This is a genomic window from Saccharopolyspora elongata (genome assembly GCF_004348985.1).
GTDB lineage: Bacteria > Actinomycetota > Actinomycetes > Mycobacteriales > Pseudonocardiaceae > Saccharopolyspora > Saccharopolyspora elongata.
Map to the genome: position 1 here is coordinate 319,353 of NZ_SMKW01000001.1, position 12,762 is coordinate 332,114.

Sequence of the window (12,762 nt, forward strand, 5' to 3'; positions counted from 1 at the left end):
GATTCAGTCATTCAGCGGGAAGTCGCCGGCACCTATGAGCTGCCCGAGGCGGTACTTGAGCCGTTCCGCGGTGTCGGCGATTTCGTCCTGCAGAGCAAGCTGCTCATCGAGGCTGGACATGATCTCGGTGATCGCCTCCTGCTGATCCAGCGGAGGCAGCCAGATTGGCAACTGCCGCATGGTCTTGGCGCTCAGGCTCGGGATCGTCGTTCGGGAACAGTGTTCGTCCATCCAGTCCTGCGCCCACTCTGCGGCGAGGTAGTGGAGCAGGTAGTGGTTGCTCAGTTCTGGCCCGTTGGGTCGCAGCCGGAGGAAACCCGGACCGAACAGCGAATCCCTGTGTTCGCCTGTGACAAGCGCGGTCCGGCCGATAGTGCCGGTTCGCGAGCACAGGATGTCACCGGTCTTGAGCAGGTAGCGGGCCAGCCTCTCTCGCGCGATCGGGTCGACGCGTTCCAAATCCTCCTGCACGAGCCGATTCCGGCGCAGGCTACGCGGAGTCAGAACCGGTATCCCGGCCGCGTCCGCAGGGATTTCGCGAAGCATGCCGCTCGGCCCGGCGAGCACGTCACAGACCTCGCTGAGCAGCACAGTCGGAGGCGCCGGGCGGCTGTTCCTCGTCGCGAGGCTTGCCAGGTCAACGCGGTCGAGCTGCCGCGAGACCAGGTTCTTCAGCACCGCCGAGCGGTGGGTCAACTCCGACAGTTGCTGATGCTGTCCGGTTACGTCGGTTGCGAACTCCGTCGAGTGGAACCGGGCCTGTGGGCTGGACAGGTATATCGCTGGCTGCAGCTGGTAGTCCTGCCGACTGATCTCCGAGAGGTGGACGGTGCGAGCGAATCCCGGTTCGAGCACCGCCTCCCCTAGGCGATGCTGCCGGTGGACTGCGGTGATCTCGTCAATTTCCGCATCCGTCAACTCGCGCAGGACTCGGCTGGTCGCGCGGCCGCGGTCCTTGGCACTGACGAAGAGCACCCGATCGTCGGATTGCGACGGTGCGCGCAACAGCCAGAGGTCAACCGGGATACCGGTGGATCGGAAAAGACCCCGGGGTAGTTCGATCACGGCCTCGACCGTCTGCGCGTCGATCAGTTGGCGACGGATGTCTGCTTCCACGCCACCGGCGAACGTCGCGGCAGGAGCCATCACAACAGCTGCCCGACCGGCTGGTGCCAGCTTGTCGATGACGTGCTGGATCCACGCGAAGTTGGCGCGGTTGCGCTGCGGTGTTCCGTACCGCCAGCGCGGATCGGTTAGCTGCTCCGCCCAGTCCCGCATGGCGAACGGCGGATTGGTCATGATTACGTCGAACTTCCGGTCACGATCCACGTCGTGCTGGAGCACGTTGCAGGGCCCGTCACCGAGGTCGGCATCGATATCGCGCATCGCCAAGCGCATGCGCGCTATCTGCCAGGAAAACGGGGCCAACGCTCGGCCGGTGATCTTCCCCCGTGCGCCGGGTCGGTCGGCTGCGGCGGCCAGGAAGCTGCCGTTGCCGCAGCACGGGTCGTAGATCGTTTCGCCACCGGTTGGCTGCAGCAACTCGGTGACGGTCCGGACGATCGAGCGCGGGGTGTGGAATTCGCTGGTCATTTGGAACTCAGCGAAGTCCTCCAGCAGATCGTCGAGAAGAGTGGTCGTGCTGTTCTCTGCGTCCTTGATCAGGTCGAGGCTCTCAACGATCTGCATGGCACGACTCGGATCGATCTCCTCGACGAAGCGCAGTCCGAGTTTCTCCAGCTGAGCGAGTGTTCGGCGCATCCGTTCGCTTCCCATTGGACGCTGCAGCTCGGCGCGGATGACTTTCCATTGCTCGCCTGCTCGAGCTTGCAGCAGACCTAGCATCAACTCCTGGTAGTTGGCCCGTGCGGCGGCTCCACGCAGTTCGTGAAGCCCGGAGATCGCGAATTTCCGTACCTCGGCGGCGGGGTCGGCCTTCGGTGGTGCGAGTCGAGATGGCAGCGTGCCCGCGAGGCCCAGCGCGCGACGGAAGCGATCGCCGTAGGTGGTGCCTTCCGGCTCGTCCGCTTGCCGCTTGTCTCGAGGTACGCGGCGTTTGTCGAGCCATGCCGCGACCTCCAGCGCGGAGAAGCTTCCGTCCGGCGCGGCTGGGAAGTCGGGGTTGCGTTCTCGCCAGTTGCTCACGGCGGCGCGTCCGACGCCCGCGGCGCGGGCGATTTCGCTGGCGGAGAGCCGATTGGTCATCGCGCACTACCAAGGTCGGGCCGCTCGGCGAGCACCTGTGGCACGCGGTCGAAGCGTCTGGTCTCCACCTTGAGCGTGGTCGACAGGTAGCCGAGCAAGCGGTAGATGCCGTTGTGGTATCCCAGCAGGCGCCGGTTGAAGATCGGTTCGTAGTGCATGATCCGGTTTCGGAAGTGCCGCACTGGGTCGAGTTCGTCGTGCAACTTCCTGCGCCGGTCGGAGAAGCTCGGGAACGCGCGGTGCAGCGCGGGCACCCAGAGCTTGCGGTCGTAGCCGCCGCCACGGCTGACCAGCGACACCCAGAAACCAAAGGTCAACGCGGCCACAATGTCATCTGCCGAAGTGGCACGGCCCTGCAGATCGAGCCGCTTCTTGAGTTTGGCTTCGGTTTCCTGGATCTTCGCCTGCCCATTGCGGTCGAGAGAGACCACTTCCCACCAGCGTTCGCTGCCGAAGTGGTCTCGCAGCGTTTCATGCATGGCGTTGCGAAGCGCGACCTCGAGCCAGTGCAGCGGGCTGTAGAAGGCAGCGCAGACCGACAGATTCCACTGGTACAGGCGGAACGCCGCGTCCACGTCACCGGCGGTCTCCGCCAGATACGGCGTCATGCGCGCGGGTGACAGCGTCTTGAGCACCCATTCGGCAGAGTCGCCGGACATCGTTTTCCCCCAGGTGTTCGGTCGGTTCGTGTTAAGCTCGGGCATGTAGGCCCCGGGTCCGCCTCTGCGCCAGTGCGCATGCCGCCCGGGGCATTTTCATTCCTGCGGTTCGCGACGCTCGGTTTCGTCGGCCACAGGGTTCGCTGCTGCATCAGTAGATCACTGTTCTCCCCAACAGTCAAAGCGCATCACGGTGCGCGAATCTGTGAACAACCCGTGGTGTGAACGGAACGGCGAAGGCCGGAATCACGCAGGTGATCACGTTGTCCGTGAGGTGAGGTGCGTTACCCTGGGCTCGTGAGCACGCGTCTGCTTCTTGCGAGGCCGCGTTGAACGTCCGGTAGCGACGCTTCGACGCGGCGACCCCTCATGCCCACCAGGGCCTGGGGGGTTTTCCATTTTCGGGAGGCGGCACACTAAGAGCGCATGACCCGCGCGTTCGGGCGAGAAGGCAGGGAAGGACGCAACACGATGAGTGGCCAGGCAGAGGGCTCGACGACCGGGGTTGCCGAAGAGGTCCCGCAGTTCCGCTACACAGCGGAAACGGCGACCGAGATCGAGCAGCGTTGGCAGCGACTCTGGGAGGAGCGCGGTACGTTCCACGCGCCGAACCCCGTCGGGTCACTCAAGGGCGACGTCCCCGAGGACAAGCTGTTCGTCCAGGACATGTTCCCCTATCCCTCCGGCGCCGGGCTGCACGTCGGCCACCCGCTGGGCTTCATCGGCACCGACGTCTACGCCCGCTACCACCGGATGCTGGGCCGCAACGTGCTGCACACGATGGGCTTCGACTCGTTCGGCCTGCCTGCCGAGCAGTACGCGGTGCAGACCGGCACGCACCCGCGGACCACGACCGAGCAGAACATCGAGCGCTACCTGGGGCAGATCCGCCGGCTGGGCCTGGGCCACGACGAGCGCCGCCGCGTCGCGACCACCGACATCGAGTTCTACCGCTGGACGCAGTGGATCTTCCTGCAGGTCTTCAACTCCTGGTACGACACCGAGGCCAACGGCGGCAAGGGCCGCGCCCGGCCGATCGGCGAGCTGGTCGAGCAGTTCGCCACCGGTGAGCGCGCCACCCCGGACGACCGCCCGTGGGGCGAGCTGACCGACGGCGAGCAGCGCCGGGTCGTCGACTCGTACCGGCTGGCCTACCTGTCCGAGGCGCCGGTGAACTGGGCGCCCGGCCTGGGCACCGTGGTCGCGAACGAGGAGGTCACCGCCGACGGGCTGACCGAGCGCGGCAACTTCCCGGTGTTCCGCCGCAACCTCAAGCAGTGGATGATGCGGATCACCGCCTACGCCGACCGCCTGGTCGACGACCTGGACCGGCTGGACTGGTCGGACAAGGTCAAGACCATGCAGCGGAACTGGATCGGCCGCTCGCAGGGCGCCAACGTCCGGTTCCCGCTGGACGGTTCGGCCGACCACATCGAGGTGTTCACCACCCGCCCGGACACCTTGTTCGGCGTGACCTACATGGTGCTGGCGCCGGAGCACCCGCTGGTCGACGAGCTGACCGCGACCGCGTGGCCGGCGGAGGTCGACGACCGCTGGACCGGCGGGGCGGCGACCCCGGCGGAAGCGGTCGCGCAGTACCGGCGCGCGGCATCGATGAAGTCCGACCTGGACCGCCAGGAGAACAAGGAGAAGACCGGCGTCTTCACCGGTGCCTGGGCGACGAACCCGGTCAACGGCAGCCAGATCCCGGTGTTCATCGCCGACTACGTGCTGATGGGCTACGGCACCGGCGCGATCATGGCGGTTCCCGGCCAGGACCAGCGCGACTGGGACTTCGCGTCCGTCTTCCGCCTGCCGATCATCCGCACGGTGCAGCCGTCGGACGGCTTCGACGGCGACGCGTTCACCGGCGACGGCCCGGCGATCAACTCGGCCTCGGAGACCACCGGGCTGAGCCTGGACGGCCTGGACATCGCCGACGCGAAGAAGACGGTCATCGCCTGGCTGGAGGATCACGGCCACGGCCGGGGCACCGTCCAGTACAAGCTGCGCGACTGGCTGTTCGCGCGGCAGCGCTACTGGGGCGAGCCGTTCCCGATCGTCTACGGCGAGGACGGCATCCCGCGCGGGCTGCCGGAGGACCAGCTGCCGGTCGAGCTGCCCGAGGTGGAGGACTACTCGCCGCGCACCTTCGAACCGGAGGACGCCGACAGCGAGCCGGCGCCGCCGCTGGCCAAGGCCACCGACTGGGCCGAGGTGGAGCTGGACCTGGGCGACGGGCTGAAGCACTACAAGCGGGACACCAACGTGATGCCGCAGTGGGCCGGTTCCTGCTGGTACCAGCTGCGCTACATCGACCCGGACAACTCGGAGCGGTTCGTCGACCCGGCCAACGAGCAGTACTGGATGGGCAAGCGCCCGGAGCTGCACGGCCCCAACGACCCGGGCGGCGTCGACCTGTACATCGGCGGCATGGAGCACGCGGTGCTGCACCTGCTGTACTCCCGCTTCTGGCACAAGGTGCTGCACGACCTGGGCTACCTGCAGTCGGAGGAGCCGTACCGGCGGCTGTACAACCAGGGCTACATCCAGGCCTACGCGTACACCGACTCGCGCGGTGTGTACGTCCCGGCCGAGGAGGTGGAGGAGCGTGACGGCAAGTTCTTCCACAACGGCCAGGAGGTCAACCGCGAGTTCGGGAAGATGGGCAAGAGCCTGAAGAACTCCGTCTCCCCGGACGAGATGGCCGACTCCTACGGCGCGGACACGCTGCGGCTGTACGAGATGGCGATGGGCCCGCTGGAGGCCTCGCGGCCGTGGGCGACCAAGGACGTCATCGGCTCGCACCGGTTCCTGCAGCGGCTGTGGCGCAACGTCGTCGACGAGAACACCGGCGAGCTGCGGCTGACCGACGAGCAGCCGGACACCGAGATGCTGCGCGCGCTGCACAAGACCATCGCCGGGGTCCGGGAGGACTACTCGGCGCTGCGGTTCAACACCGCGGTGGCGAAGCTGATCGAGTTCAACAACCGGATCACCAAGGCGTACTCGTCGGCGGCGGGCACGCCGCAGTCGGTGGTGGAGCCGCTGGTGCTGATGGTCGCGCCGCTGACGCCGCACCTGGCCGAGGAGCTGTGGGCCCGGCTGGGGCACGGCGACAGCCTGGCGCACGGCCCGTTCCCGGTGGCCGACGAGCAGTACCTGGTCGAGGACACGCTGGAGTACCCGATCCAGGTCAACGGCAAGGTTCGGTCCCGCGTCGTGGTGTCGGCGTCGGCCGACCAGGACGCCGTCAAGGCGGCCGCGCTGGCGGACGAGAAGATCGTCGCGGCGCTGGACGGCAAGGACCCGCGAAAGGTCATCGTCGTCCCAGGCCGCCTGGTCAACGTCGTCGCCTGAGCCCGCCCGGTCGAAGGGCGCCTTCTCGGTGAAGGCGCCCTTCGTCGGGAGCTCATCGGCTCTTCGCGGGCTGCAGGCGGTTCAGGGGGCCGTCGTTGAGCAGGGCCTTGACCTGCTCCGCGCCGGTGACCGGAAGTCCGTCGCGGTCGAGGAGCCCGACCTGGACCAGCAGCGATGCCTGGTCCCAGTAGACGTGCTCGTAGGCCACCTTGCCGTTCGCGCACCCGATCACCGCCACCGCGGCGATCTCCACCCGGCGGCCGGTCGGGGCGATGCCGGGCAGCAGCGCGTCGATGACCCGGTCGTGGGTGAAGGTGATGACCATTTCGTCGACCACGCGCTCGGCGTCGGCCGTCCGCGACAAGCGGGTGATGTTGATGTCGTCGGGCCACTGGCCGATGAAGTGGTCGCGGTAGAACCGGGAAACGGCGGCCCGGCCGACGCCGCCCGCCGTGGTGGGGACGTGGTTGACCACGGGTTTCCTGGTCATCGTCGCCATCGTCGCGGCGACGTCCTTCATGACGAACTCGTCGGCCAAGTGCTCGTCGAAGATCGCGCCGAGATCGGTGTTGCCGGGGTCCGAGCTCATGCAACTGCACCTCCTGAACCTCGTGAGAACAGCGGGTGTCGAACTGCAACGGGGTGATTGCGGGTGGCCGCCGGTGCCGGCGCCCTAGTGATCTTCTGCCGCGTCCGGCCGATCCGCACTCCCCCAAGGGGACGCTCACCGGGTCCGGTGGCGCGGCGAGCTAGCTCACATGGCAGGGTTACTGGCGAGTAACTACGCTCGGAGTAGCCGGTACCGACGAGTGGAGGCCGCGATGGGAAGCTCCGGATTCGACGCACGTGAGCTCGCGACGCTGCTGGACGGCCGCTGGGCGGACGTCCGCGAGCAGGTCCGCGACACCCTCGACGGCGTCCCGCTGCCGCCGGCCGACGGCCTCGACACCGAGAGCCACCGCGCGCAGACCCTCGAACAGCTGCACCTGCTGGCCAAGTCCGGCATCACCGACCTCGGCTTCCCGGTCGCCTACGGCGGCCGCGGCGACACCGGCGGTTCCGTGGTGTCGCTGGAGATGCTGCCCGGCAACCTGTCCCTGATGGTCAAGGCCGGTGTCCAATGGGGACTGTTCGGCGGCGCGGTCGTCGCGCTGGGCACCGAGCGCCACCACGAGCGCTACCTGCGCGACATCATGAGCCTGGACCTGCCGGGCTGCTTCGCGATGACGGAGACCGGCCACGGCTCCGACGTGCAGAACCTGCGCACCACCGCCACGTACGACCCGGCGACGCAGGAATTCGTGGTGCACACGCCGCACGAGGCGGCGCGCAAGGAGTACATCGGCAACGCCGCGCGGGACGGCCGACTGGCGGTCGTCTTCGCGCAGCTGATCACCGGCAGCGAGAGCCACGGTGTGCACGCGCTGCTGGTGCCGATCCGGGACGAGGCCGGGCAGCCCGCGCCGGGCGTGCGGATCGAGGACTGCGGCCGCAAGGCCGGGCTCAACGGCGTCGACAACGGCCGGCTGTACTTCGACCAGGTGCGGGTGCCGCGCGAGGCGCTGCTCAACCGCTACGGCGACGTCGAACCGGACGGCACCTACCGCAGCCCGATCAGCAGCAAGGGCAAGCGGTTCTTCACCATGCTCGGCACCCTGATCCGCGGCCGGATCTCGGTCGCCGGCACCGCGGGCGGCGCGACCAAGCTGGCGCTGGAGATCGCCCTGCGCTACGGCGACGCCCGCCGCCAGTTCGAGCGGCCCGGTACCGGCGAGGAGGCCGTGGTGCTGGACTACCTGGCGCACCAGCGGAAGCTCCTGCCCGCGCTGGCGAAGACGTTCGCCCTGCACTTCGCGCAGGAAGAGCTGGTGGCCACCCTGCACGACGCGCCCAGCGGCGAGCGCGAGCAGCGCGAGCTGGAATCCCGCGCCGCGGGGCTGAAGGCGGTCTCGACCTGGCACGCGACGCAGACCATCCAGACCTGCCGCGAGGCCTGCGGCGGCGCGGGCTACCTGGCGGAGAACCAGCTGGCGCAGCTCAAGGCCGACACCGACGTGTTCACCACGTTCGAGGGTGACAACACGGTGCTGCTGCAGCTGGTCGCCAAGGGCCTGCTGACGAACTACAAGGACCAGTTCGACGACCTGGGCACGCTCGGCATGGCCAAGTTCATCGCCGACCAGTTCGTGGGCGCGGTGATCGAGCGGACCGCGACGCGTTCCCTGGTGCAGCGGATCATCGACGGCTCCGGCAAGGACGACATCCTCGACCGCGGTTGGCAGCTGAAGATGTTCGACGACCGCGAGCGGCACGTGCTCGACGGCCTGGGCCGGCGCCTGCGGAAGGCCAACCGCGACAACGCGTTCGAGGTCTTCAACAACGCGCAGGACCACGTGCTGCGCGCCGCTCGCGCGCACGTGGACCGCATCGTGCTGGAGGCGTTCGTCGCCGCGATCGAGCGCTGCCGCGACCGGCGCACCGCCGCGCTGCTGAACAAGCTCTGCGACCTGTACGTGCTGTCCAACATCGAGGCGGACCGCGCCTGGTTCCTGGAGCACGAGCGGATCTCGCCGCGCCGGTCGAAGGCGATCACGGAGGCGGTCAACGTGCTGTGCGGCCAGATCCGCCCGCACGCGGTGGACCTGGTGGCGGGCTTCGGCATCCCGCGCCAGTGGCTCACGGCCCCGATCGCCACGGGCGCGGAAGCCGACCGCCAAGACGCCCAGCGCGCGCACGACGCCCGGTGACCACCCGGATCTGACCGGCTCCGTCAGGCGCTGGGAGGGCTCCCGATTTTGCCTAAAATTGGGAGCCCTCCACCCACTGCAGGACCGGGATCCTCGCACATCGACCGGCAAATGTCCGATGTGGACGTAGGGTTCGCGGCGGCGCTGGTCAGCTGCGGAACAGGGCGTTGAAGCCGCCGAAGTCCACGGCGTCCGCGATCGATCCGTAGGTGCCGTGCTCCAGCGCCTCCCGAATCCCCTTGCGCGCCAAGGCGTACGCCGCCTGTGCCACCGCCGCGCCGAGGCTGATGCGGGCCGCTCCCGCCTCCGCCAGTTCCGCGACGGCAGGTGCGCCCGGCCCGGCCAGGACGTTCAGCGGCCGTTCGATGTTCTTCGCCAGCTCGGCGACCACCGCCAGATCGGTGATGCCGGGGACGAAGATCCCGGACGCCCCGGCCTCCGCGTAGGCGGCCGCCCGGCCGATGGCGTCGCGCAACCGCTCGGCCGGGTCGTCGTGGACCGGGCGCAGGAACGGGTCGGTGCGCGCGTTGATGAACAGCGGGATCTGCGCTTCGTCGGCCGCCGCGCGGGCAGCGGCGATGCGCGCGACCTGCTCCTCGACCGGGCGCAGGGACGGGCCGACGCCGTCTTCGATGTTGACGCCGATCGCGCCCGCCGCCAGCACCAGGCGGATGGTTTCCCCGACGCCGCCGGGGTTTTCGGCGAAGCCGCCTTCTACGTCCGCGGTGACCGGCAGGTCCACCGCGGCGGCGACGCGCGCGATGAGCTCGACGGCGAGCCCCCGGTCGAGCGCGTTGCCGTCCGCCGCGCCGAGGCTCCACGCGACGCCGGCGCTGGTGGTCGCCACCGCCGCGGCCCCGGCCTCCTCGACCAGCCGCGCGCTGGCCACGTCCCAGGCGTTCGCCAGGACCAGCGGGGCCCGGTCGGTGTGCAGCGAGTGGAAGAGTTCTGCCTTGTCCTGCTGGGTGATCGTCATGTTCCCAGTCCATCACGCTCGGGCGACAGGCGTTCTCCGCCGCGACCAGCGGATGAACAAGAAGTGGATCTCAGGTGGAACCGTGGCGGCTCCCGTGCGTCACAGGGAGGTACGACGGATGCCGAAATGTTTGAGAGGCACGATGTCCAACCTCCTCCGCAAAGTCGCGATCACCGCGGTCAGCGGTGCGTTCCTGCTCAGCACCGCTGCGACGACCACGGCCGCGGCCGAGGAAGGCGATGCCGACCAGGGCATCAAGTGCGAGACGCAAGCCGGCGGTAACGGCCCGTTCTACAGCGGCCTGTCGGCGTCGGAGGCCTACGACAAGGCCTTCGGCAAGGGCCCGGCGGTCCCGGGCCTGGACAAGTACACCCCGCAGGGCCTCGCGTCCTGGCACGACTGGGACGGCAGCGGCAACGACCTGCTGCTGGTGACGGAGTACGGCGAGAAGGGCCAGGACGCCCGCATCGTCGGCATCGACCCGAAGAGCGGCAAGCACGTCGGCACCATCGCCATCGCCGAGTCGCACGTCGGCGGCATCGCGGTCGGCAAGGGCTGGGCCTTCGTGCAGGGCCGCGACTCCGGCAAGTGGGACACGATCCGCAAGTACAAGCTGTCCGACATCAGGGATGCCATGAAGAAGGGCGGCGTCCCGTACGTCAAGCAGGACGGCCAGGGGCGCCGGGTGTACGCGGCGTCGTTCATCTCCAGCTACGGGGACACCCTGTACGCGGGCAAGTTCAACGACGGCGGCCGCGGCAAGATGTTCTCGTACAAGATCAACGACAACGGCTCGCTGACCACGGAGCACGGCTACGAGGTGCCCACCAAGACGCAGGGCCTGATGGTCACGAAGGACAAGTTCATCTTCAGCACGTCCTACGGCCGCGACAAGCGCAGCAACATCTTCGTGGTGGACAAGGGCGCGACGGACATCGACAAGCCGTCCACGAAGTGCTTCCGCGCCCCGAGCATGGCCGAGGGCATCACGGAGTACAAGGGCGATGCCTACCTGCTCTTCGAGTCGGGCTCCTACAAGTACCGCGACGCCCGCAACGTGATCGAGAACCTCCACAAGGGCAACATCTCGGCGATCACCAACGCTTGATCCCCCCAGGCGAAGCAGCGGCCCGAGCACCCCACGGGCCGCTGCTTCTTCTTTGTGCGGTGACGCGATTCCTCAGAGCGGGGTCAGCCGGGTCTCCACCGCGAGTTCGGTGCCGACCTGGCTCGCGATGGCGGTCACCAGTGCATCGATCGTCGAGCCGTCGGCGGTGCCGTGCACGGAGATTTGCAAGCCGGGCATCTCCCAGGTGAACTCGATCTCGAGCGCTGCGACGGCGATCCGATAGTCGCCGTCCTACCTGGCCGAACGTTGCCGCCGCATGCTCGCCACCGAATCTCCGCCCTACGTCGGCTAGTACCGGCTCGCCATCGAGGACCTGGTCGACGAATTCCACCCCCAAGGTCGTCGTCACCCTGGCCCCAACTGCTTTCCACCAGCCCTGAAGCGTTCTCCTATGGGCTGCGCCACAGATGAATTGATCTCCAGTGCGGTCGAAGTTCTAGCGTTTCGGGCGAACTTCGAACGGAGGGCGCAGATGAACGAACCGGTCGAGTTGCGCGGCGTTGGATGGGATTCGCGGTTGGTCGCGAGTACAGGTAGCGATGCGATGCCGTTCGCGCCGGCGGTCGTCGCCAGCGGGCGGACCGTCTGGCTTTCCGGTGCGACTGCCTTCCCGCTGCTGCCCGGCGATCCCGACCACTCGCGCGGCGACATCGCCGAGCAGACCCGCGCGTGCCTGGAGAACCTGCGGAAGGTGTGGAAGCCGCAGGCGGCACGGTCACCGACATCGTCAAGGTGACCATCTTCAACACCGACATGGACCGGCAGGCCGCCGTCAACGAGGTCTACCGCGATTTCTTCGGCGCGCACCACCCCGCGCGCAGCCACATCGGCGTGCAGCGCCTCGCCGACGCCGGGCTCAAGATCGAGGTCGAGGCGGTCGCCGTCATCGACTGACGGCGCGGGACTGCCACCCCGGCATGGCGCGCCGGGGTGGCAGGTTCGACGAGAACGTTCCGGTCTCGCCGAAGGATGCGGGGATCAGAAGTCGGTCCGGCCTTCGTTGAACGTGCCGTCCGGGTACATGATCAGGAAGTGGGTGAGCTGCCGCGCGCCCTCGACGGTCTTCGCGTCGTCCACGATGATCCGTACATTGTGGATGGTCTCCGGCGGGGCTCCGCCGCCGGTGATGTACGCGTCGCCGCTGCCCTCAGCGCCGTTTTCGCCCCACTTGGTCCAGGTGACGTTCTTGAACTGCACGTCCGAGGCGCCGCCGCTGGCGGAGTCCGGCAGGATCAGCTCCTTCGGCGAGGTCACCAACTTCTTCGTCGTGCCGTCCGGCGTGTAGCTGCTGATCGGGATGTCCTGCTCGGAAACGGACGTCGAGCCCGTGCCGTTGCCGGATTCCTTGCTGTCGTCCGAGCCGTTCTCGGTGGTATTGCCGGTCTCCGTGTTCTCGGGCGTGGTGCCGCCGCCGGAGCTCTGCGTCGCCTCGCTGTCCGAGGCGATCGAGCCGCCGGACGCGTTGATGCTGGGGGGCTGCGGGGCCTGCGGGGCAGAGCCCGTCCCCGTGGCGCACCCGCCGACGAACAGGGCGGCACCAACCGCCAACGCCGACACCAGAACCCGCCCCGACTTGTGGAACATCGTGCACCCTTTCCCGAGCATTTAGTCGATGTCCGTGGGACGCCCGGCGTGAGCGCGGGTTGATCGGGTACCGCGAAAAGATCGGCAACACCCCGGAACTTG

General features: G+C 68.2%; 11 protein-coding genes. 5 read left to right on the top strand and 6 right to left on the bottom strand.

The window, feature by feature from the left end:
- Window positions 1-3 precede the first annotated feature (3 nt).
- A complete protein-coding gene (locus E1288_RS01570) occupies window positions 4-2,205 on the bottom strand; it encodes a type I restriction-modification system subunit M/S (RefSeq protein ID WP_132479471.1) in 2,202 nt (733 codons plus the stop codon).
- A complete protein-coding gene (locus tag E1288_RS01575; RefSeq protein ID WP_132479473.1) occupies window positions 2,202-2,864 on the bottom strand; it encodes a hypothetical protein in 663 nt (220 codons plus the stop codon). Before E1288_RS01575 ends, E1288_RS01570 begins: the two co-directional genes overlap by 4 nt.
- A gap of 471 nt (window positions 2,865-3,335) precedes the next feature.
- Between E1288_RS01575 and leuS the strand changes: the two genes are divergently transcribed.
- Entirely contained in the window at window positions 3,336-6,224 is a 2,889-nt protein-coding gene (gene leuS, locus E1288_RS01580) for a leucine--tRNA ligase (RefSeq protein WP_132479475.1), read from the top strand.
- 52 nt (window positions 6,225-6,276) lie between these two features.
- Here the strand turns inward: leuS and E1288_RS01585 are convergent, their stop codons facing one another.
- Entirely contained in the window at window positions 6,277-6,813 is a 537-nt protein-coding gene (locus E1288_RS01585; protein ID WP_132479477.1) for a nuclear transport factor 2 family protein, read from the bottom strand.
- 232 nt (window positions 6,814-7,045) lie between these two features.
- Between E1288_RS01585 and E1288_RS01590 the strand changes: the two genes are divergently transcribed.
- Complete coding sequence (locus E1288_RS01590; protein WP_132479479.1) at window positions 7,046-8,971, top strand: acyl-CoA dehydrogenase family protein; 1,926 nt, start codon at window positions 7,046-7,048, stop codon at window positions 8,969-8,971.
- A 148-nt stretch (window positions 8,972-9,119) separates the two neighbouring features.
- Here E1288_RS01590 and E1288_RS01595 read toward each other — a convergent pair whose 3' ends face one another.
- Window positions 9,120-9,947 (bottom strand): isocitrate lyase/PEP mutase family protein, encoded by an 828-nt coding sequence (locus E1288_RS01595; RefSeq protein ID WP_132479481.1) that lies wholly within the window; start codon window positions 9,945-9,947, stop codon window positions 9,120-9,122.
- Window positions 9,948-10,089: 142 nt separating this feature from the next.
- Here E1288_RS01595 and E1288_RS01600 point away from each other — a divergent pair, with 142 nt between their 5' ends.
- Window positions 10,090-11,055: a hypothetical protein gene (locus E1288_RS01600; protein ID WP_132479483.1), complete on the top strand. Its 966-nt coding sequence runs from the start codon at window positions 10,090-10,092 to the stop codon at window positions 11,053-11,055.
- A 72-nt stretch (window positions 11,056-11,127) separates the two neighbouring features.
- On the opposite strand, the gene E1288_RS49760 is transcribed toward E1288_RS01600, so the two are convergent.
- Complete coding sequence (locus tag E1288_RS49760) at window positions 11,128-11,253, bottom strand: hypothetical protein (RefSeq protein WP_268951782.1); 126 nt, start codon at window positions 11,251-11,253, stop codon at window positions 11,128-11,130.
- Between the two features lie 295 nt (window positions 11,254-11,548).
- On the opposite strand from E1288_RS49760, the gene E1288_RS47820 reads away from it, so the two are divergent.
- Entirely contained in the window at window positions 11,549-11,812 is a 264-nt protein-coding gene (locus E1288_RS47820; RefSeq protein ID WP_207954107.1) for a RidA family protein, read from the top strand.
- Window positions 11,809-11,970 carry a RidA family protein gene (locus E1288_RS47825; RefSeq protein WP_207954108.1) on the top strand — a complete coding sequence of 54 codons (162 nt, stop codon included), beginning with the start codon at window positions 11,809-11,811 and terminating at the stop codon, window positions 11,968-11,970. Before E1288_RS47820 ends, E1288_RS47825 begins: the two co-directional genes overlap by 4 nt.
- 84 nt (window positions 11,971-12,054) lie before the next feature.
- On the opposite strand, the gene E1288_RS01610 is transcribed toward E1288_RS47825, so the two are convergent.
- Window positions 12,055-12,660 carry a hypothetical protein gene (locus tag E1288_RS01610; RefSeq protein WP_132479485.1) on the bottom strand — a complete coding sequence of 202 codons (606 nt, stop codon included), beginning with the start codon at window positions 12,658-12,660 and terminating at the stop codon, window positions 12,055-12,057.
- Window positions 12,661-12,762 lie beyond the last annotated feature (102 nt).

Coding starts and splice junctions, on each gene's coding strand:
- E1288_RS01570 (WP_132479471.1), bottom strand. CDS start 2,205: ATGACCAATCGGCTCTCCGCCAGCGAAATCGCCCGCGCCGCGGGCGTC.
- E1288_RS01575 (WP_132479473.1), bottom strand. CDS start 2,864: ATGTCCGGCGACTCTGCCGAATGGGTGCTCAAGACGCTGTCACCCGCG.
- leuS (WP_132479475.1), top strand. CDS start 3,336: ATGAGTGGCCAGGCAGAGGGCTCGACGACCGGGGTTGCCGAAGAGGTC.
- E1288_RS01585 (WP_132479477.1), bottom strand. CDS start 6,813: ATGAGCTCGGACCCCGGCAACACCGATCTCGGCGCGATCTTCGACGAG.
- E1288_RS01590 (WP_132479479.1), top strand. CDS start 7,046: ATGGGAAGCTCCGGATTCGACGCACGTGAGCTCGCGACGCTGCTGGAC.
- E1288_RS01595 (WP_132479481.1), bottom strand. CDS start 9,947: ATGACGATCACCCAGCAGGACAAGGCAGAACTCTTCCACTCGCTGCAC.
- E1288_RS01600 (WP_132479483.1), top strand. CDS start 10,090: ATGTCCAACCTCCTCCGCAAAGTCGCGATCACCGCGGTCAGCGGTGCG.
- E1288_RS49760 (WP_268951782.1), bottom strand. CDS start 11,253: ATGCCCGGCTTGCAAATCTCCGTGCACGGCACCGCCGACGGCTCGACG.
- E1288_RS47820 (WP_207954107.1), top strand. CDS start 11,549: ATGAACGAACCGGTCGAGTTGCGCGGCGTTGGATGGGATTCGCGGTTG.
- E1288_RS01610 (WP_132479485.1), bottom strand. CDS start 12,660: ATGTTCCACAAGTCGGGGCGGGTTCTGGTGTCGGCGTTGGCGGTTGGT.